General features: G+C 68.6%; 15 protein-coding genes. 2 read left to right on the forward strand and 13 right to left on the reverse strand.

The annotated features are described in order from the left end of the window. Nucleotides 1-675: 675 nt before the first annotated feature. Nucleotides 676-2,139 (reverse strand): UbiD family decarboxylase, encoded by a 1,464-nt coding sequence (locus ACZ4UV_RS12010; RefSeq protein WP_451018838.1) that lies wholly within the window; start codon nucleotides 2,137-2,139, stop codon nucleotides 676-678. Nucleotides 2,140-2,203: 64 nt separating this feature from the next. Then, nucleotides 2,204-2,818 carry a UbiX family flavin prenyltransferase gene (locus ACZ4UV_RS12015; protein WP_451018837.1) on the reverse strand — a complete coding sequence of 205 codons (615 nt, stop codon included), beginning with the start codon at nucleotides 2,816-2,818 and terminating at the stop codon, nucleotides 2,204-2,206. A 180-nt stretch (nucleotides 2,819-2,998) separates the two neighbouring features. On the opposite strand from ACZ4UV_RS12015, the gene ACZ4UV_RS12020 reads away from it, so the two are divergent. Further along, nucleotides 2,999-3,400 (forward strand): MarR family winged helix-turn-helix transcriptional regulator, encoded by a 402-nt coding sequence (locus ACZ4UV_RS12020; RefSeq protein WP_451018836.1) that lies wholly within the window; start codon nucleotides 2,999-3,001, stop codon nucleotides 3,398-3,400. 308 nt (nucleotides 3,401-3,708) lie between these two features. Here ACZ4UV_RS12020 and ACZ4UV_RS12025 read toward each other — a convergent pair whose 3' ends face one another. The 8 genes from ACZ4UV_RS12025 to ACZ4UV_RS12060 form a co-directional block, all read right to left on the reverse strand. After that, on the reverse strand, nucleotides 3,709-4,875 hold the full coding sequence (locus ACZ4UV_RS12025) for an MFS transporter (RefSeq protein WP_467837581.1): 1,167 nt from the start codon (nucleotides 4,873-4,875) through the stop codon (nucleotides 3,709-3,711). Nucleotides 4,876-5,207: 332 nt separating this feature from the next. Then, nucleotides 5,208-6,149 (reverse strand): fumarylacetoacetate hydrolase family protein, encoded by a 942-nt coding sequence (locus ACZ4UV_RS12030; RefSeq protein ID WP_451017234.1) that lies wholly within the window; start codon nucleotides 6,147-6,149, stop codon nucleotides 5,208-5,210. A gap of 314 nt (nucleotides 6,150-6,463) precedes the next feature. Next, on the reverse strand, nucleotides 6,464-7,270 hold the full coding sequence (locus tag ACZ4UV_RS12035; protein ID WP_451017233.1) for an amidohydrolase family protein: 807 nt from the start codon (nucleotides 7,268-7,270) through the stop codon (nucleotides 6,464-6,466). Nucleotides 7,271-7,282: 12 nt separating this feature from the next. Continuing rightward, nucleotides 7,283-8,461, reverse strand: a complete 1,179-nt coding sequence (locus ACZ4UV_RS12040; RefSeq protein WP_451017232.1) for an alpha/beta hydrolase — start codon at nucleotides 8,459-8,461, stop codon at nucleotides 7,283-7,285. Between the two features lie 218 nt (nucleotides 8,462-8,679). Beyond that, on the reverse strand, nucleotides 8,680-9,612 hold the full coding sequence (locus ACZ4UV_RS12045; protein ID WP_451017231.1) for a quinone oxidoreductase family protein: 933 nt from the start codon (nucleotides 9,610-9,612) through the stop codon (nucleotides 8,680-8,682). Between the two features lie 77 nt (nucleotides 9,613-9,689). Then, nucleotides 9,690-10,346, reverse strand: coding sequence for a TMEM175 family protein (locus tag ACZ4UV_RS12050; protein ID WP_467837584.1), 657 nt, complete (start codon nucleotides 10,344-10,346; stop codon nucleotides 9,690-9,692). Between the two features lie 75 nt (nucleotides 10,347-10,421). Beyond that, nucleotides 10,422-11,957, reverse strand: coding sequence for an FAD-dependent monooxygenase (locus tag ACZ4UV_RS12055; RefSeq protein ID WP_451017229.1), 1,536 nt, complete (start codon nucleotides 11,955-11,957; stop codon nucleotides 10,422-10,424). 1,191 nt (nucleotides 11,958-13,148) lie between these two features. Continuing rightward, nucleotides 13,149-14,180 (reverse strand): Gfo/Idh/MocA family protein, encoded by a 1,032-nt coding sequence (locus ACZ4UV_RS12060; protein ID WP_451017228.1) that lies wholly within the window; start codon nucleotides 14,178-14,180, stop codon nucleotides 13,149-13,151. A gap of 847 nt (nucleotides 14,181-15,027) precedes the next feature. On the opposite strand from ACZ4UV_RS12060, the gene ACZ4UV_RS12065 reads away from it, so the two are divergent. Beyond that, on the forward strand, nucleotides 15,028-15,687 hold the full coding sequence (locus ACZ4UV_RS12065) for a TetR/AcrR family transcriptional regulator (RefSeq protein WP_451017227.1): 660 nt from the start codon (nucleotides 15,028-15,030) through the stop codon (nucleotides 15,685-15,687). Between the two features lie 64 nt (nucleotides 15,688-15,751). On the opposite strand, the gene ACZ4UV_RS12070 is transcribed toward ACZ4UV_RS12065, so the two are convergent. From ACZ4UV_RS12070 to ACZ4UV_RS12080, 3 genes are all read right to left on the reverse strand, one after another. After that, nucleotides 15,752-16,051, reverse strand: coding sequence for a hypothetical protein (locus tag ACZ4UV_RS12070; RefSeq protein ID WP_451017226.1), 300 nt, complete (start codon nucleotides 16,049-16,051; stop codon nucleotides 15,752-15,754). 234 nt (nucleotides 16,052-16,285) lie between these two features. After that, the gene (locus tag ACZ4UV_RS12075) at nucleotides 16,286-16,828 is read right to left on the reverse strand and encodes a cupin domain-containing protein (RefSeq protein WP_451017225.1); all 543 of its coding nucleotides are present in this window, start codon (nucleotides 16,826-16,828) and stop codon (nucleotides 16,286-16,288) included. A gap of 463 nt (nucleotides 16,829-17,291) precedes the next feature. After that, nucleotides 17,292-17,930: a TetR/AcrR family transcriptional regulator gene (locus ACZ4UV_RS12080; RefSeq protein ID WP_451017224.1), complete on the reverse strand. Its 639-nt coding sequence runs from the start codon at nucleotides 17,928-17,930 to the stop codon at nucleotides 17,292-17,294. Nucleotides 17,931-18,184: the final 254 nt, after the last annotated feature.

Here is an 18,184-nt window from a genome sequence, read left to right on the forward strand (position 1 = left end):
GCCGTATGCGCCGTGTGCGGGCCGAGTTCGACGGCGAAGCGGGACCGCCCGAGAGCGTCGTCGTCCGGTTGGCATGCTGCAGCCCCTTCTTACGGGCGCCGGCGGCGTGTTGGTGGGCGCGCATGGTGTGAAGTCCACGCTCACCGGCAAGCCGATGCCTCTGGCCGCGCCCGCCTGGGCCTGGAGTTGGTAAGGATCCGCTGCCGGTGCGGGCCTTTGCCCGACGCCGGAAGCGGTTGAAGACCGTCTGCCAAGGACCGAACCGCTCGGACAGGTCCCGCCACGCAGTATTGTCCTGGTACTTCCCCGGGCGGACCCGGCGGCAGTAAGTGCCGGATCCGCCCCGAGATCCGTACCGATGACCGGCGACTCGCCGCAGCCCACCTGCATCGGCCGACGTCCGTCATGTCCGGCTCGCGCATCGGTCAGTGGTGGTTCGTCAAGGCCATGTGTCGGCGCTGGTCAAGGGCATGTTGGGTGTGTGGACTCACATGAAGTGGATCGCATACGGGCGGCGTTGGGGCTGTTCTTGGAGGTGTGCAGGACCTGCTGAGGTGCTGGACCGGCGCCTGCACCACCTGCGGCCGCCCTTCACCAGAACCAGAACCCATCGAAGCACCGTCAGACGACACACTGTCCATCAGATGGTCGGAGTTCGTGTCGCCGCGGGCAGGGTTAGTTGTCCCAGTGCTGCAGCACCCGCTGCTGTACTTCTTCCGGGAAGATGAACCGGAAGGAGCTGCGGGTCTCACGGCCCTCATCGGCGGAGGGGAGCAGGGCGTCGTAGGTGACCCTCGGCCCCTCCGCCCCGCGCCGTTCCTCGGGTGTGTACACGGACAGCAGCGGCAATATGTTGCCCTGCCGCACGATACGCCGGCCGGTGGGGTGTACCCGGGTGGCGAGCGCCCACATGAGTTCGGTGGTGTCGGAGGCGTCCACGTCGTCGTCGAGGACGAAGACGCGCGGCAGTGTGGGCGCGAAGCGCTGGGCGTCGATGACATCGGTGATGCGCTGGGTGAGTTCGCCGCTGGACAGTCCGGGGAGCTTCTCGCGCCAGTCGGCGGCGACGCTGACCACCAGCATGTGTGAAGCCGCGTGGAAGGGCTCCCAGGCAGAGGTGATGGGCAGGGCCGCCGCTCGCAGAGCGCACAGGGCCTCGGCGGCCAGGGTGAGGCCTGTGGCGGTGTGGAACTCGTCGACGGGCTCGCCCTCGACCACGGTGGGCCAGATCGGGTCGTCGCGGTGGGTGATGGCCTCGATCGTGTAGACGGGCTGCATCGAGGTCTCGTTCGGCCGGTATCCGGCGAACTCGCCCATCGGACCCTCGACACCGGTGCGTTCGACGGACAGGTGCCCCTCGATGACGAGCTCGGCGCTCGCGGGCACCTGGAGGTCGACGGTCTCGCACTGCACCAGCTCCAGCGGCTCGCCGAGCAGGGCGCCGAGGTAGCCGGCCTCCTCCACGCCGTCCGGCAGCGGCATGCCGGAAATGAAGGGAAGGGCCGGCTCGCCGCCCTGGACCAGGGCGAACGGCATCGGTTCCCCCCGGTCGGCCCACTGCTGCCACACGTACGCGATGTGCTGGGGATGCACCACCAGGCCGGTCATGTGCTTGCCGTCGACCAGCATGATCCGTGCGATCGACCAGTTGGTGAACGAGCCGTCCGGGGTGCGGGCGATGATCGTGCCCCAGGTGTTGACGTACGGGCCGCCGTCGCCGTCGTGCAGCAGCGGGGTCGGGAAGCGGTCGAGCGTGGCGTCGTCGCCGAGCAGGATGTTCTGCTTGCACGGCGCGCTGTCGACCAGCACGGGCTGGAGCGGCTCGCGGGTGCGGGCGTCGGCGAGGGCGTCGACGATCTCGCGGGCGCTCGCACCGGAGTCCAGGCCGAGGGAGAGCGCGATACGGGCCAGAGGCCGGCCGGGTGCGGAGCTGAGGGCGGCGGGGGCGCCGAGCAGCCGGTAGCCGGGTGCCGTGCCCTTGATGTTGGTGAACAGGGGCGCCGGGGCGACGGTCTCGTAGGAGCGGCGGATGATCGCGCCGACCTCCAGGTGGGGGTCGACGAGCCGGTCCACGGTGCGCAGGTCGCCGAGTTCGTCGAGGGCTTCGAGATAGGTGCGCAGGTCCTTGATACGGGCCATGGGAGTTCCTTCCTTCAGGCCCGTCGGGGCACGCGGACAGGGCGCTCCGACGGGAGTTCGTGGTTCAGCCGGCCGCCCGGTCGGTATCGGTGCTGCCGAGAGGGGCGAGGGGCCGGGGGCGGCCGGTGCGGGCGGTGGCGGGGCCCTCCCAGCGGACCGCACGCTCGCTGTCCAGACCGAACTGGTCCAGCACGCGCGCGACGATGTGATCGACCACGTCGTCCACGCTCGCGGGGCGGTTGTAGAACGCCGGCATGGGAGGCAGCAGGCTGACACCCATCCTGGACAGGGCCAGCATGTTCTCCAGGTGGATGGTCGACAGCGGAGTCTCCCGCACGACCAGGACCAGCCGCCGCTGCTCCTTCAGCTGGACGTCGGCCGCGCGGGCGATCAGGTCGCTGCCGTACCCCGCCCGTATCGCGGCGAGGGTCTTGGCGCTGCAGGGTGTGATGACCATGCCGTCGGTGCGGAAGGACCCGCTGGAGATCGACGCGGCCTGGTCCTCCGGTCCGTGCACGACATCGGCGAGCCGGGCCACCTCGCGTGCCGTCCAGTCGGTCTCCAGCTCGATGGTGGCGCGGGCCCAGCGGCTCATCACCAGGTGGGTCTCGACATCTGGCTGCCGCTGAAGCTCCTGGAGCAGCCGGATGCCCAGAACCGCCCCTGTGGCGCCTGTCATTCCTACGACCAGTCGCCTCATCGAGATCCCTTCGTGTACGAATCTTTCGTGCACGATAGTACGCCGCTTGGTCCCGTAATCAACTGGCAGAATCAAATTGCCGCGCACACCACACGCCACGCACGCCCGGAGGCCGCCATCGCCACGCCGCAGACACCGCAGGGCCTCGCGGGTGCACCCATGCACCTGCTGCGTCGCGCCCTGCAGAGCTACTCAGCGAAGTGGCAGGAAGCGGTCGGCGACGTCACGCCGCCGCAGTTCGCCGTGCTGCTGACCGTCCGCGATCGCCCTGGCATCGACCAGTCCCGGCTCGGCGAGGCCACCAGTATCGACCTGGCCACCCTGGCCCCCCTGGTGCACCGCCTGGAACTGCGGGGCCTGCTCGTCCGCGAAGTGGACCCCGCGAACCGCCGCCGCAAGCTCCTGACCCTCACCGCCGAGGGAATCGCCACCCTCGACCGGCTCCTTCCACTCGGCGAGGCGGTCGACGAGGCCGTCCTCGGCGGCCTGCCGGACGCGAAGCGTGCCGCGCTGCTGGAGGCCCTGCTGTGGATCAGCGGCATCGGCCGGAGTGAGGGCTGAATGGCCGGACGGCGGGAACGCACCCGGGACGACGCGGGCACCTCTGTGTCGAAGGCCGACTCCGCGTCGTCGTCCACGGCTTCGTCCGGGCAGGGGTGTGCCGGGCCGCGCTGACCTGCGGGGGGTCAACCGTCGGGCGGTCGGCGGGCGGCGCCGCACGAGACCGGAACCGAGGGCGGGTCGGTGACGCGACCCGATCCGCGCGGTCCGTCGGCCCGGGCACGGCAAGGTCGGCGTCGTCGAGACGGTCGACGAATTCGGTGTGCCAGAAACCGTTGCGATGCTCTTGGCCGGGACGACGGCAGCGCTCATGAAGTACGCGCCTCGCCTCTTCCGCTACTGCCCTGTTCTCGCAGGGTCATCAGGGCGCTCGCAGCCAGCAGGGCCACAGCCAGGCTGAAGCCGGTACCGGCTGCCCGCAGTCCCACGGCGTCGGCGGCCAGACCCACACCGACCACCGGCAGCGAGGTCGCTGTGTACATGACCAGGAAAAAGGCTGATGCGACTTCGGAGCGCTGCCCGCCGGGCGCCTCCGAGTTGAGCACGGTCAGGCCTGCCCGGAAGGCCACGCCCTGACCGAGCCCGGCCACCGTACCGGCGGCCAGCAGCAGCGTGAGCGATCCGGCGGTGAGTCCCGCGGCCAGCAGGCCCATGCCGGCGATGAGCAGGACGCAGGCGACAGGCAGGGCGGCGCGGCCGAGTGGTCGTACGAGGGTGATCTGCCCCAGCGCCGAGGCAGCGCACACAGTGCAGACCACGGCCCCGGCCAGGGCAGGGGCGGACAGGCCGAGGAGCCGACCCAGGAAGGACGGCACGACCGAGGTGTACAGCCCGAGTACCGCGAACCCGGCGAACCCGGCTGTGGCCGCCTGTATGAAAGTGCCCCGCACAGCCGCAGGCACCCGCGGCCGTGTCACCCGCAGACGCGGGCGAGCCGTGGTTGTCATCAGTGGCTCGGGAGCCAGCCAGACACCCACCGCCACTGCTGCTACCAGGACCAGGTGCACCAGGAAGGGCAACCGGAGTGGATCCGGGGCGAGTTGAGCCAGCGCCCCCGACACCACGGGTCCCGCTCCCAGCCCGCCTATGTTCGCCACGGTAGCCACCAGAGTGGCGCGCTCGGTTGCGTTCCTGTCGGCCAGGTCGACCAGGGTGGCGGTTGCGGTGCCGGTGAAGACGCCCGCGGACAGCCCTGACAGCAGCCGTCCCACCAGCAGGAGTGTCAGATCGTGCGCGTTCAGGAAGACCACGGCGCTCAGTGCCGAGCACACCAGTCCGGGCAGGAGGGTCCGCCGGCGTCCGATGGAGTCCGATACCTGTCCGAACAGCACGAGTGCGGCAAGAACGCCGAACGCATAGGCCGAGAAGATCACTGTGGTCGTCAGGGTCGAGAAACCCATCTGACGCTGGTAGAGCAGGTAGAGCGGGGTCGGCAACGTGGTGCCCAGCATCGTGACGTGGAACGCCAGGGCCACCAGCCAGAACGCTGTACGGCGCGGAACCGTCCACCGGTGAGAAAGCCCGCCTGCCCGCGATGGCGGGGGAGTTCCGGGCAGGCGGGCGCTTGAGCGGGGCACGGTCATGTGCCGTCCCCTCGGTCCGGTGTGACGGCCCTGGCGGGCGGATGGGGTCTCACGTCAACTCTTTCCGATCAGATGTCGGTGTGCCGGGCCGCCGTGGCGATCCGTTTGCCTGCGGGCCGCAGATCGAACGCTCGGGCGTACGGCTGCCATGCCTGCCGGATCGCTGAAGGCCGTCGATCGCGTCCTTCGCTACTGCGACAGGAACTCCACACCGGGACACTCGATCATCCGGCGTCCCTTACGACCGTGCGCTGTCGGCCGAGGTCGATCGCGCCGTCATCGGTGGCCACCGTGGCCTCGATGACGTCACCGTGCTTGAGGTACTTCGGATTCCGGGACTGACTCTGGAAGAAGAGCTTCCACTTGGTTTCCTCCGGAATCAGGGACACGAGGGCCTGAACCGGCTTCGGGGGAGCGCTGATGGCCGTACCGACAGGTGTCCCGGTCAGGATGAGGTCGCCGGCGTCGAGACGCTGGAAGCGCGCCAGGCTTTGCAGCGCCTCGAGGGGCTGGTAGATCATGTCGCCCGCAACCGGCATGTTCTGCCGCTGCTCGCCGTTGACCCACAGTTTGAGTCGCAGGTCGCCGAACCGCTTGAGGTCGTCGGCGTCGAGCAGCACCAGGGCGGGGCCGACGGGCGTGAAGGTCGGATAGGACTTGCCCTCGTAGTACTGCGAGCTGGGCAGCTGGACATCGCGTGCCGAGACGTCGTTGGTGACCACCAGGCCGGCGACGTAGTCGGAGAGCGTGCCCTCGCTGATCCGGGTGCCGACCGGCATGTGCTTGCCTATGACAAGCCCGATCTCGACCTCGTAGTCCAGTAGGCGCACATGGCTGGGCCGGATCACGTCGTCGAAGGGACCGCTGATGGAGGACGACGACTTGCGGAAGAACGCCAGCGGCGCGGATTCCGGATTTCCTCCGGTGTCCTTGACGTGCGAGACGGAGTTGATCATCTGGGCGATGAGGCGGCAGGGCGCGGTGACGGGCGAGATCAGCGACAGATCGGTGACGGCGACGCTGCCGCCGCTCGCCGCCGCCGCGGCGACTGCCTGACGGTCGGCGAGCAGCTGCCCGGTGGTGCTGGCGTTGGTGTGCACCCGGGAGGCGCCTGTGGGGGTGAGGACCCACCAGGCGTCGGCGGTGCGCAGGACGGAGATGCTCATGCGGTGGCTACTTTCAACAGGCCGCGATGACGATTCAGGTCGAACTCGTTCTCGTTGTCCTCACACGGCGCGCTGATGATCACGCACTCGCGGAGTGGTTCCCGGCCTGATGTGATGCCGGGGAAGTCCTTGTCGGGCGGTTGCCCCCACCGGGGCGGGCTGATGGAGTGAACACTCCGCATTCGGATTCGAGAGTGTCGTCGAACGGATCGCCGCCGCTGAAGTGCTCGGCCGGCAATCCGTGCGGGGCACGCCAGTGGGACTGCCGCACTTGTCCGACCTCGTCACCGGAGACGTGGGGGGCCTTCCGTACCTCAGCTCCAGCCGATCCAGTCGGCCACGGCGCGGCCCATGACCAGCTCCAGGTCGCGCCCCTTCAGCCAGGGCAACTCCTCGGTGAACATCGTCACCGCCTCGCGCCATGAGCAGTGGAGACGCGTGATGTCCGTGCCCCAGAACATCCGCTCGGCGCCGTACGCGTCGAAGACCTGCCGCAGGACGCCGTGGGTGCTGGCGAACGGGTACGGGTCCGTCGCCATGCTCGGTACGCCCGTCGCCTTGACCGCGACATTGGGGTGGCGTGCGAGGGCGAGCAGGGCGTCGAGGTGTGCCGTCGCGACGGGCAGCTTCTCGAAGGGGTTGACCGCGAGGTGGTCGATCATCAGACGCATCCGCGGATACCGCGCGGCGATGTCGTCGACGGCGGGCAAGTACGGCGGCAGCACCATGAGCCCCATGGCGATCCCGCGCCGGTCGGCGGCCGCCCAGAGCCAGTCGAGCCCGCCGGATGCGAGGCGGTCGGCCATCTCCGGCGCCGCCAGCATGAAGCGCAGCCCCAGCATGCCGGGTTTGTCCAGCCATGCGTCGACGAGGGACTCGTCCGCGGCCCCGTCGAGGGGGAACCAGCCGAGGGTCGCGAACCGGTCAGGATGACGCTTTGCCGCCTCGACCGCGTAGTCGTTCGCTTCGGCATCCCAGATCGCCGGGCAGTTGACGGCGCGGTCCACGCCGGCCTCGTCCATGTCACGCAGGGCGGTGGCGAGAGTGTACGGTGCGCGCCAGTGGTGGGGCGGCGCGCTCTCGCCGGACCAGAGGTGGATCTGCGCGTCGGTGATCTGCACGGGGCTTTCCTCTCAGTTCGCGGCCTCGGGGCTCGGCCCGCCGCACAGGCGTGCCCTGGCCCAGTCGGCGACGAGGGCGTCGCGGTCGTGCTTGTGGTTGTAGACGCAGTGGTTGCCGTCGGAGAAGACGACCATCTGCTTGTCGTCCGTGGGGGCGCCCCGCAGAAGGATCTGCGCGAGGTCGTTCGAGACCATGGGGTCCTTGCCGCCCTGCACGACCAGCAGCGGATAGCCGGCGTTCGGTCCGTCGGCGAGCGGGGTGACGGTCTTCCACACGTTCGTCGCCCGGTCCGGGTCATCGGTTCCGCACGCGGCCACCATCTTTGAGAAGAAGGTCCCCATGCTCGGCGGTACGAGCCACGGGGCGTGGATGCCGCCGTTGTCGACGCACGCCCGGATCCGGGCGTCCTGTGCCGCGAAGGCCATGGCGACGCTGCCGCCCATGCTGTTGCCGATGAAACCGATCGGGCGGCCCGGCGAGCGCTCGTCGAGGAAGTCGACAGCTAGCCCGTAGGCGTCACGCCAGTGATCCGTGAGGTAGTGATCGTGGGTGAGCCGCGTCTCGCCCTGTCCCGGCCCGTCGAGCATCAGAGCGTCGACGCCACGCGCCGCGAGTGCCTCGCCGATGCTGTCGAAATCCATGGCCCAGCCCTCGACGCCCCCGATGACGATGGTCGAGGCGACCGCGGTGCCGCGTGCGGGAATCAGCCATCCCGTCAAGGGACCGTGGTCGGTTTTGACCGCGACGCGCTCGCGGTCGGCGCTCAACGCGGCGGCCTGTGCGTAGAGTTCCGCGGCCCGCGCGAAGATCTGCCGGCGCTCGGCGGTGTCGGACAGCATCATCATCTGACTCATGCGGAGCAGGGCGGACGCACGCCGCAGGTACCCGATCCGGGTGGGCGTCCCGGCGGGCTCCGTGGCGCCCTCGACGCGACGCAGGCACACCTCCGCGAGCTCCGCGGCGGCCGATCGCCAGTCCTGTCCCTCGACCACGCGGGCACGCACCTCGACGGCGTCCGCGTAGTCGACGCCGTAGCCGGTCATGCGCTCCAGCGAGAACTGGCGCAGCGCGGCCTGCGATTCGACCGAGAGCTTCGATGTGACTTCCTCCGTCTCCGCGCGGCTGCCGACGAAGTCGAGGGCCACGACCGGTGCCGGGCGGTCTTCGGCGGCCTCCTGCTGTGCTGACATTCCTGAAGCTCCTCCTGTGCGGTCTGGCCCAGGGCGCTGCACCCAGCGGCTGCCGGGCGAGCCGCGAAAGCGCGAGGTGCGTCGGTAACGGCCGTCGTAGGGAAAGGCGGCGCTGGAAGGCGGCCTGTCCGGAAATGACCGGCAGCCTTAATTTCGATTACAACGTAGCCGTAATGACCGGCCTGCGCAACGGACACGGGGAGCGAAGCCGGTGCGGGTCAGGGCACCAGGACGATCCGGTCGGACATGCCGGCGGTCGCGGTCCAGGCGTGCTCGACCTCCGCAAGGGGTACAGCGCGCGCCCTGACGTCGAAATCGCCATGCGTGACGGCGGATACGAGCTTGGGGAGTTCCTTGACGAAGTCGCGGCCGGGGACCGATCCGATACCGGAACCGACGATCCGCAGTCGCGTCGAGCGCAGCGCCGCGGAGGGGATCGGTGCCGTCGGACCGGCGACCGAGCCGATCTCGATCCAGGTCAGCGGTGCACTGCGGTCGGCGCGAGCGGTGAGCATGTCGACCATGGCCTGGGCCGTGGGCTCTCCCCACACATAGTCGATGACGATGTCGACGTCGGCCGCCAGGGCGAGTTCGTCGAAGGTACAGGTCTCGTCGGCGCCGAGGGCCCGCAGTTCGCCAAGGCGAGCTGTGTCGCGTCCGGCCGCGATCACCCGTGCGGCCCCGAACCGTTTCGCGACCTGGATCGCCATCCGGCCGGCGTTTCCGGTCCCGCCCAGAATGAGGACGCGTTGCCGACGCCCGAAGTCGATGCGTCGGCGCAGCGCGACCCACGAGGACATTACGGGGTTCATCGCCGCCGCGATCTGGACCGGATCGATTCCGTCCGGGAGGACAACGCTGCGCCGGACGTCGATCACGGTGCGCTCGGCCATCGTGCCGAGGACGGTGTCGTCCAGGACGGCGTACCGGATACGGCCCTTCGGGTCGCGTACGACCCCGTCGATGCCGGGGACGAGCGGGAGCTCGCCGGTGCTGGTGTAGTGCGAGCCGGACGTCTGGGAGCGAACACGCGGGTGGAGGCCGGCCGCGAGGACCTCGACGACGACCTCGTCGGTTCCGCGGACGACGGGATCGGGGTGATCACGGTACTGCGGTGGATCACCGAACGAAGTAACGACCGCTGCGTGCACGGCAACAACCTCCGGAAGTCAGAGCCTCGGCGCGCCGAGGAAGGGACTGCATCTCAAAAGCGGCGATTCGGTGACGCCTACTGCTTGACGACCGTGCGCCCCGGCTGAGCCCCGGGGTGGGTGGCCCACCGGGCGGCGAGCGCGGTGAGCACGAAGACCACGGCCCAGCTGTACTTGGCGCCGTTCAGGCTGACGAAGGAGAACGGGATCGACAGCAGGAAGGCGGCCGTCGGGAACGTGAGGAACAGCTGGAAACGCCGCATGCTGTCGGACGCGGCGTGCGGCCGCAGCAGGCCACGGGCCCGACAACGGTGCAGCGAGTTGATCAGAACCAGTCCGGTGCCCCCGACGACCGCGGCGTACAGGACGGCGCTGAGCTGGTACGGGCTGTCCTCGACGAGGACCCTCGTCGCGAAGGGGATCAGGATGATCCCCGGCAGCCAGACGAAGTTCAGCCACAGCAGCCGAGGGCTGAACCCGCCGATGCGCCCGAACAGCCACCTGTGCGCCATCCAGTACGCGGCGATGACCGCGAAGCTCAGCACGAACATCGCGTAGTCCGGGAGGTGCTCCCGGAACGCCCGCCACACCTCGGCATCGCCTGACCCATGAGGCACCGGCAGCTCCAGGGCCAGAAGGGGCAGGGCGATGGCGACGACCGCGTCACTGAAGAAGATCAGACGCTCGTTGTCGGCCAGGGCGGGGCCGTCGGTGGTCTCACTCGCCTGGGTCATGTCCGATTCCTGGTCTCGGCGAGTGGGTTGGGGCGGTCTGCGCGTCGAGCAACGCTCGCGGTGCCGGGACGGCTGTCACCTCGGGATGAACGCCTTGGCCGCGGCGGTGAACGAGGCCGCCCAGTCGCTCGTGATGATGCCGCCGATGTATCCGTCGGGCCGGATCAGGATCAGCGCGTCGCTGTCGGCGCCGTAGGTGCCGGCCAGTTGGCCGGTGGCGTCGGTGACGTAGCCACTGTCGATTCCGCCCTCGGCACGACCAGCAGCATGGCGGGCGCGACGGCCCTCGCGGACGGCGTAGCGGCGCAGTTCAGCGCCCTCGGCCGGCCATGTCAGCCGGGGCAGAGCCTCGGTGGCGTCGGGGCCGAACGCCAGCACGGTGAAATGCGGTCCCCGGAAGACCTCGAACAGCCGGTTCGTGCCGGGTGCGGTGCACGGCGCGTCCGGCGCGCGGTCGCCCACATGCAGGGTCCTGGTGGCCGGAGAGTCGGCGGGGGCGAGCGGGCCACCACGGTAGGAGAGCGAGAGCTGACGCTCTTCGTCGCCGCGCTTGAGGCCGGACACGCGGTGCTTGCTGAGGCTCTGGTAGAGCTCGCTGGACTTGCCGAGGACGCCTGCGGCAATCGGGAGCCGCTCGGCCTCGTAGCTGTCCAACAGGCTGTCCGGTGCGCCGGCGATCGCCTGACCGAGCTTCCAGCCCAGGTTGTAGGCGTCCTGCACGCCGGTGTTGAGGCCCTGCGCGCCTGCCGGGGTGTGCACGTGGGCGGCGTCGCCCGCCAGGAAGACCCGGCCCTGGCGGTAGTGCTCGACGAGTCGGACGTTGGGCCGGAACACCGAAGTCCAGGTGATGTCGCGGAGCTTGAGGCCGGTGAGCGCGTGGAACTGGTCGGCCAGGGCGGCGTGGTCGAGGTTCGGTGTGTCGCCCGGCTTCAGCCGGATCATCACCTGGAACTGGTCGGAGTGCGGCAGCGGGCACGCTCCCGCGGATGCCTTGGGCCACATGTGCCACCGGTCGCGGGACAGTCCGTCGATCGTACAGTCGATGATGAGGGTCTTGTCGGACTCGTCGGTGTCCCCGACGAAGCCGAGCCCGGTGGCCACGCGGACCGCGCTCGCTCCGCCGTCGGCGCCGACGAGGTACTTGCTGCGCACCAGCTCGCCTGTGGAGAGCGTCGCCGTGACGCCGTCGGCGTCCTGCTCGAAGCCTTCCAGGGCGACCCCGTACTCGATGGTCAGTCCGAGGCGTTCGAGCAGGCGGTGCAGGATGGCGTCGGTGCGGTGCTGCGGCAGCAGGAGGATGTTCGGGTAGGGCACGTCCGGGGTCGGCTTGTTCCGCTGCTGCATCCTCCATGGCGCGGTGAAAGGCCCGAGGTGGAGTCCCGCGAGCGGGTAGGGTCCGCCTTCCGCCTGTGCCTCGTGGAGCACGCCGAAATCCTCGAGGACTTCCTGGGTGCGTGGCTGGATCCCCTTGGCGCGGGACCCTTCGAAGGCGTGCGGCGCCTTGTTGACGACACGGACGCGCAGACCGCGACGCAGCAGGTCGGAAGCCAGGGCGGAGCCGGTCGGGCCGGCTCCGGCGACTAGGACGTCGAAGTCGGGGGTTCGGGTCATGGTGATCGACCTCAGGTGGTTCTCTCGGACGGGCGGCGAGCGGCCACGCTGTGCTGTGGGGCTCTTTGAACCGGCTTATTTCGGATACAGTGTATCCACTTATGGGTGAGGGGGCAAGCGGGGCGGGCTTGGGTGGGCGCCTGTCCGGTAGTGCGGAGCGCTGGGGCTGACGGTGTGTGCCCTGCTCCAGGCCGTCAAGGAGCAGGTCCGGGCCGAAGCGGGATTTCTCGTGGACCGGCATGGAGATCAGTTCGTCGGCTGCCGCTGTAGTGCTGGGGTGGACGGCCGGGTCGAGCGAGTGGAAGTAGTCCCGTCGCTGCATTTGGTCTTCTGGGTTCGGTGTTCCGGGGTCATGCTGCTGGACGGCGAAGCCGAACCCGTGCATCAAAAACAGCCCGCCGAGCCGTTTCCTGGCGGGGGCGTTGGGGTCGTTGGGGATCTGGCCTGTCGGCAGGGATGTCGCGTGGGGGTGTTGGCGCAGGGTGTGGTGCATGGCGTTCGCGGCGACGGCTGCGCCCTCCCGCAAGGCAGGTCTTCCAGATCCTCGGGTGCGATGCGGACTTCGCCCAGGATTCTCTCTGCTACGAGGATGAGGAGTTCATCCCTGCCGTTGATGCGTCGGTAGAACGTCGCCGTCCCGGGTTCGAGGGTCTCGGCGAGTGTGCGCAGGGTCAGTGCCTGGATTCCGATGTCGTCGATGAGCTTCAGGGCGGCGTCGACGATCCGGCCGACTCCGCCTGCGGACGCCCGCCTGATGGGCAAGGCCTGGTGCCCGGTTCGCCCACCAGGCGGGGCTGCCCGGCGCGGGCTGGATCTCCGAAACCACGTAGCAGCCCCAATCGGTGGGCGATCCATGAAGTCGCGCAGTCTCCGGGATCCAGCCTCGTTGCCTGCTGGCCCTGTCCCTTGAGCGTGCTCGTTGCCGTGTCCAGCCCCGGCGAGAAAGCTCACCGATGGGGTGGCGGCTTCTATCCGGTATTGCCCGCAGTGGGGCAGGGGGCAGGCCGTGCAGATGTTCTTGGCGGGCGCTGCAACGGTCATCGAGGTGCGCGGAGGATGTCATTGAGCTGTTCGACCGGGTGTGATGCCGATGACTTGGGGTGTCTTCCGATCGGATCGCACCCCTGCTCACACGTCGGCACCACTGATCACGAGACAGGGCTGTTGGCTGGACGGCCTCCGACGAGGCGGTCACTCCCGCAACGGCAAGCCTGCCGCACGGTAGATGTCATCCAGCAGTCCCATGGTGATCACCGCGTCCTGCGCGGAGGTCACGGGCGGCCTGCCCTCCGCGATCGCCGCCATGAAAGCGCGTAGCTGGAGGGTGTACGACGTCTCGCCCTGGACCCGCTCGCTTCGACGTTTGCCATCGGTGCGCACCGTCAGGCGGTTGTAGAGCTGGGGAAGGATGAAGTTGGTGACTTTGAGCTCACCTCGCTCACCCGTTACGCGGACCCCGACCGAAAGCAGGGTTCGCGACCACAGGGAGACCCGGATGCGCCCGGTGGCACCGCCGGGGTAGGCGAGTTCCGCAGTCATGGCCCGGTCGATACGCGGATCCGTGCGCAGGGTTCGGGCAGCTGCGGAGACGACTTTGGGGTCCTCGCCGCCGAAAAGGCGAGCGGCGTGCACGGCGTAGCAGCCCGCGTCCATGGTGGCTCCGCCGGCGAGCGCGTACTGGTACCGGATGTCGGAGAAGCGGGGCAGAGGGATGCAAACGGAGACTTCGACACGTTGTACCGCTCCGAGTTGGCCGGCGGCCCCTGGCGCGCCGAAGTTCGGTTCGTCGCCGTGTATCAGGGTGCGCACGCGCTCGGCCAGGGGGTGATACCGGTAGTGGAACGCTTCCATCACCACCAGCCCTGATCGCAACCGGGCCGTCTCGGACGCGGCAGCGACCTTTTCGGCGACGGCGCGGTTGGACGCCATGGGCTTCTCGCACAGCACATGCTTGCCGCGCTCGATCGCCTTGAGCGTCCATTCGGCGTGGAGACCGTTGGGAAGCGGGATGTACACCGCGTCCACTTCTGGGTCGTCGAGCAGGGCCGCGTAGCTGTCATGGACGGTCCGGATGCCGTACTTTGCGGCGAAGGCTTCGGCCCGGGGGCGGCTGCGTGCCGCGATCGCCGCGACCTCCACCCCCGCCGTCTCACGCGCTGGTTCGACCAGCGCGGCAGGCGCGATCTCCGCGGCACCGAGCACTCCGATCCTGAGCGTGGCCATAGTGCTGCTCTCCATTCGAACCGGGGAAGGTCGGCCCGCGGTGCGGTTGGCGTCGCAGTGCGGTTCTGCGCGCCCCAGCCCGTCTTCGCTCCAAGGCGCAAGCCGTTCTACGGGGCGTCGAGCCATGGCGCAGCCGTGTCATGGACTTCCCATGCGAACCCAAGGCTGATGCTGTGACGTCGCATAACCGTCTCCAGCGGAAGGCCGGTTCCCCGGCGCTTTACGAATACAATGTAGCCGATAACCTGCGTGCGCGCTAACGCCCAAGGCTGGATTCACGGCAAGGAGGCAGCGGAGGAGCACCGGCCGTGCCGATGGTGTTGTGTCGTTGGCGGCGAATGTTCGTCGTTCCAGGGTCCTTCAAGGCGGTACCTGCACCCGCGCGAGCCGCTGCCGAGCCAGCACGGGCTCTACCGTGGATACGAAGGACTCCTGGGCTCTGCGTGGGCATTCGGCCTCGAGGCCGCCACACACGCACTGCGGATGATGCTGAGCCGGCCTGTTCGACCGCCACCCGAAGATAAACGTCATCCTGGGACACCTTGGGGAAGCACTCCCCTTCGCGCTGCACCGCCTCGAGCACCGGCTTCGGCACCAGCGCCGCGAGACCCAGGGCAGCCATCAGAAGGCGCTTGATCGGGGCGTTGGCGATGCGGGGCATCCCGCCTGCCGCCGGCGAAAACGGATACGATAGAGCCGAAACTCTTGTATGGGACGCGTGTCCTCAGTCGATCTCGCCGAAAGGGTGACCGTTTTCATGGCTTCGGAGGCCCAGTCCGTTCCGGGAAGTGCTGCCTGGTGGGCGAGCCGGACACCTGCCCCTGCGTACCGGCGCGGGCGCCCCCCGATGGACGTCGGCCGAATCGTCGACACGGCTCTGAAGCTCATCGACGAAGTGGGGATCCAGGCGCTGACCCTGCGTATGCTCGCCGATGCCCTGGACTCGGGCACGGCGACGCTCTACCGGCACTTCACCGGCAAGGACGAACTGCTCGCTCTGGTCGCCGACAGGATCCTGGGCGAAGTCCGCGTCGCGCCCGAGGAACTGGACGGCCTGTCCTGGCGGGAAGCCGTCAACACCGTGGCGGAGGCTTTCTACGGTGCTCTGTGCCGGCATCCCAACGCGCTGTCGTTGCTGGCGGCCCAGGTTCCCGTCGGCCCCAACGCTCTGCGAGCCAGGGAGCGGTTCATCACTCTCTTCCTGGGCCACGGGTTCCCGGTCGGCCTGGCCGCCCGTGCCTTCACGGCCATCGGCCACTATGTGATCGGCTTCGCCATCCAGCAGCACGGCCCCGGGACCCCGGGTCCGGAGGACCATGCGCAGCTGCGGGATTACTACCTCTCGCTCGATCCGGCTGCCTATCCGGCGACGATGGCCGCGGCCGACGAGTTGACCTCCGTACCGGTGGACGAAGAGTTCTGGTTCGGCCTGGGCCTGCTCCTCGACGGGCTGGAGAAGGCCAGAGCCGACTCGCTGAGGGAGTCCGAAGCAGCCGTGGGGCACTGAGCTCGGCAGCGGACACGGCGAGCACGGTGACGGCGCCGGTGGGACCGATCTCGGTGCGAGGCGCTCACCGTGGCGTTGCGCGCGTGCTGGGCGGTGGCCCGTGATCTTGGGGAGTGGCTCGCCGTAACGGCTGTCCGGCAGCGGTACGGCGCTCGCCCCGTGTCGGTCGTTCCGCCGTTCGGTGCCAGCCGATCCACTCGGCCACGGCGCGGCCAATGACCGGCTCCAGGTCGCGGCCTCGCAGCCAGAGCAGTTCCTCGGTGAACATCGTCACCGCCTCGTGCCACGAGTGGTGGAGACGTGTGATGTCGCTGCCCCAGAACACCCGCTCGGCGCTGTACGCGTCGAAGACCTGGCGCAGCACGCCGTGCGTGTCTAATCACCTGGGCACGGCCCGACGGGCGTTCCACCGTCGGCGCCTACGGAATGCGGAATCCGGCCACCGCCCATCGCGCGCCGGCTGCTCGGGCGCGCACCTGAGCACTCCTGGTGCTTCGCGCAGCAGTTGGCGGGGCAGGGCATCCGGCTGCTGTGACCGAGCCCGCAAGGGTGAGCCCGCACGGGCCCGGTCACGGCAGCTCATTCCGGCGTGCGGCACCTATTCGGCGAGTTCCCGCGGCAGTGCGTCGGTCATGCTGCCGAGTATCAGGCACGGCTCGGTGCCGCGGTTGCTCCAGCCGTGATGGGTGCCCTGGATGACGACCGTGTCGGACGGCTTCAGCAGGATCTCGTCCTCGTCGAGGACGAGGTAGATCTCGCCCCGGACGATGTGGAAGACATCGAGAGTGTCGGTTTTGTGCATCGTGGGGTGGCGCAGCTTCTCGGCCTGCGTGGGCTGGTGGCTCTCCGCGGCCACTTTGTTGAGGTCGGCGAACAGTTTCTCGGCTGTCTCGGGGTCGGGCTCAGGCCAGAACTCCATGGCGCGCACCAACATCCCGTTCGGGAACGGGGAGCGGGCCGCACCGCCCTCGACCGAACGATCTCCGGCGATGCTGTTGTCGACAGGGGTTTCGCGGGTCTTCCACAGCGTTGCGCGCCAGAAGAAGCCGGGGAATTCCTGCTGGTTGGATACGCCCGTTTGGAGAACGGCCGATTTGCCCTTGTCGTCGAGGCCGACGACATAACGCTTCAATTCTGCCATGGTGATCCTCTGAGTGGTTGCGGAAAACAGGTGAGCGCGCGCCGGAGAAACCGCTGGACAGAGCGGTGTCCTTTATGAGGAGGACTGGCCTTGGCGGCGGCGGTGAAGTAACCGACCCGTTTCGAATACATTGTTGCCACTATTCATTCGTCGCGTCAAGAGGCAGTTAATGAATAGCGCGTGCTTGTGGAGGGGGGCGGCGGTGTGACCGTGTGAAGGGCTGGAGATGCCGGCTGGAATTCTGCGCGCTCGACGGCTACACCATGATCGGCTGGATTTTTCGCCGGCTGTAACATGGTGAAGCAGGCGTAATTCCGTATGCGGTTCGGGAACGCGGAAACGGGAGCGAGGCGGAGGTTACCGTCGCTGCTCCCGACGTCGCGGGTCTCCGTCGCGTCGAAGGCGGACACCCTGCTGGGCGGGCGCGGTATCGAGCCGTCCCTGCGCGCATGCTGAGGGCGAATCAGTCGCCCAGTTGTCCTGCGGTATGCGGAGTGGTCGCGTGCGTCCCTCCCTCCGGCCACAGCGCGCGGGCGGCGTCCGACAGTCCGGCAACTCCTGAGGGGCCCAGGACCGTCAACTGGAGAATGAAACCGGGCACGATCGTCGCGATCAACTGTGCGAGTTCGTCTGCTGAGGCCCCCAGGGGCAGGGTGCCGGCATTTTGATGCTCCCGCACGATCTTGACGATTTCACTGCAGGCCTCGGCGATTGTGGCGTTGATCCGCTCGGTGAGTGCCGGGATGTACAGCGATTCGGACCACACCAGCAGCGTGAGCGCGGCGAAGCCGTTCTCCGCATGCTTCGCCTTGATGACCTCGAAGAGGTCCGTGAGCGCTTCTCCGATGCCGACCGTGGGTCTTTGGTTGGCCAGTTTGCGGACTTCGGCCACCACCTCGCCCAGGTTCTCCTCGGCGATCGCGACAATCATGTCCTGCTTGCCGGAGAAGTACCTGTACACGGCTCCCGTGGACAGGCCGGTCTCCGTCAGCACGTCCTGCACGGTCGTCGCGTGGAAGCCGTTGCGCACGAAGCAGCGCCTCGCGGCGCTCAGGATCTCTGCGCGGCGGGCGTCTAGGTACTCCTGGCTCACCTTGGGCATGCTGCCAGCGTACATGAAAAACGAGGCGTCGTTCTCCTTGACGTTGGTCGACGGCCGGTGCACAGTGGACAAAGACAGCGTGCGTTCGTTTTTTATGTCTGGCGTGCTTCCACGGAGCCCCGGCTGGGCTCCCCCAAGCACAGGACGCAGTTGTGCAGCTGTGTCTCCGATCAGACAGGCACGGGTGGCCGCTCAGCGCTCCGAGCTCGCTCGCGGCCCCGTGCCCTTGCTCCTGGAAACTCCCCGCCGAGCCG

The organism is Streptomyces sp. NPDC028289 (assembly GCF_055565975.1).

Excerpts from the sequence above, each read along its gene's own strand:
- ACZ4UV_RS12010 (WP_451018838.1), bottom strand. The coding sequence starts at position 2,139 with ATGGCCCGTATCAAGGACCTGCGCACCTATCTCGAAGCCCTCGACGAA.
- ACZ4UV_RS12015 (WP_451018837.1), bottom strand. The coding sequence starts at position 2,818 with ATGACAGGCGCCACAGGGGCGGTTCTGGGCATCCGGCTGCTCCAGGAG.
- ACZ4UV_RS12020 (WP_451018836.1), top strand. The coding sequence starts at position 2,999 with ATGCACCTGCTGCGTCGCGCCCTGCAGAGCTACTCAGCGAAGTGGCAG.
- ACZ4UV_RS12030 (WP_451017234.1), bottom strand. The coding sequence starts at position 6,149 with ATGAGCATCTCCGTCCTGCGCACCGCCGACGCCTGGTGGGTCCTCACC.
- ACZ4UV_RS12040 (WP_451017232.1), bottom strand. The coding sequence starts at position 8,461 with ATGTCAGCACAGCAGGAGGCCGCCGAAGACCGCCCGGCACCGGTCGTG.
- ACZ4UV_RS12050 (WP_467837584.1), bottom strand. The coding sequence starts at position 10,346 with ATGACCCAGGCGAGTGAGACCACCGACGGCCCCGCCCTGGCCGACAAC.
- ACZ4UV_RS12055 (WP_451017229.1), bottom strand. The coding sequence starts at position 11,957 with ATGACCCGAACCCCCGACTTCGACGTCCTAGTCGCCGGAGCCGGCCCG.
- ACZ4UV_RS12060 (WP_451017228.1), bottom strand. The coding sequence starts at position 14,180 with ATGGCCACGCTCAGGATCGGAGTGCTCGGTGCCGCGGAGATCGCGCCT.
- ACZ4UV_RS12065 (WP_451017227.1), top strand. The coding sequence starts at position 15,028 with ATGGACGTCGGCCGAATCGTCGACACGGCTCTGAAGCTCATCGACGAA.
- ACZ4UV_RS12075 (WP_451017225.1), bottom strand. The coding sequence starts at position 16,828 with ATGGCAGAATTGAAGCGTTATGTCGTCGGCCTCGACGACAAGGGCAAA.
- ACZ4UV_RS12080 (WP_451017224.1), bottom strand. The coding sequence starts at position 17,930 with ATGCCCAAGGTGAGCCAGGAGTACCTAGACGCCCGCCGCGCAGAGATC.